Raw genomic sequence first — 969 nt, 5'->3', positions numbered from 1 at the left:
CTTGGTTATATTGCTTCCAGTTGCTGATTTTGTACTTTGCCTTACCCATCATCGTCACCCATCTCAAAGTTCTAATGATCTGATCGTGGTTCTGATGATTAGTTCAATGATTTAGGAAACAACGCCAATGCACACGCATCACTTACCCTTAGGCACGGATTTTCGCCTGAGCAAATCACCCAATTGAATTTGGCACCAAACGACTATTTTCATTGAACCCAAAAAAACAAAACTAGCTTCCGCAGGCTTTGGCGTTAAGATCAACTATTGCTAGTTTGGTTGAATCCTAGCCCCGACTAGCGAGGCTTTGGATTCAAATATGGCCAAAAACTAACTTTGATTTAACCAGTCAGAATAGAGTTTCTTGAGAATCACTTCATTGTCATCTTTCGCCTTAAAAAACTTTCTCTGAGAGCTAATTCGAGGAATTAAAATCATCAAAAAGAATATAGAGAGAAGCGGAAAGAATACTTTAATAGAAAATTCTATTGAGCTTTTTATAGCTATTTCAGTGCTACTGCCGAAAAAGTATTCTTCTAGAAACTCTAAAACAGCAAAGACTAAAGTAAAAATTAATGTCCTCCAGAAGGTTTTGAAAAAGCTTCTGGGAAAATCAATTAAATAAAAAGCCAACTCACGTTTCGTCATAATAATCTCGGTTTTCTTAATGTAGTTAACAATGTGGGTTGGCTGGTAAACACTTACCCATTCTATCGTCAATGCCTTGAGAAACCTTGTCGCCAACGCCTCCATTTACAACTTCTTTCGTTGCTTGCTGGCCTAGACCACCAACGACACCAGATTGGACACCATTGCTCAATGTCTTACTAGTAACATTTTTGTCACCAAACGGTCCATATCGATGAACCGTTAACACACTCCCTGTACTGCTGGTTTCTGCAATAATGCTACTTTGTTCATTCGCTAACAAGTAACGGCTGTTATTGGTGCCACTGCCCACATATTCTA

General features: G+C 38.8%; 2 protein-coding genes. Both read right to left on the bottom strand.

The window, feature by feature from the left end; translation table 11 throughout:
- Window positions 1-330: 330 nt before the first annotated feature.
- Entirely contained in the window at window positions 331-648 is a 318-nt protein-coding gene (locus KU855_RS18725; RefSeq protein WP_218532814.1) for a hypothetical protein, read from the bottom strand.
- Window positions 649-673: 25 nt separating this feature from the next.
- Window positions 674-969, bottom strand: a 296-nt coding sequence (locus KU855_RS18720) for a hypothetical protein (protein WP_218532812.1), incomplete at its 5' end; no start/stop codon positions are given.

The sequence above is a fragment of the Shewanella sp. NIFS-20-20 genome (assembly GCF_019209865.1).
Classification (GTDB): Bacteria; Pseudomonadota; Gammaproteobacteria; order Enterobacterales; family Shewanellaceae; genus Shewanella.
This window is presented reverse-complemented; position numbering and strand designations above follow the sequence as displayed.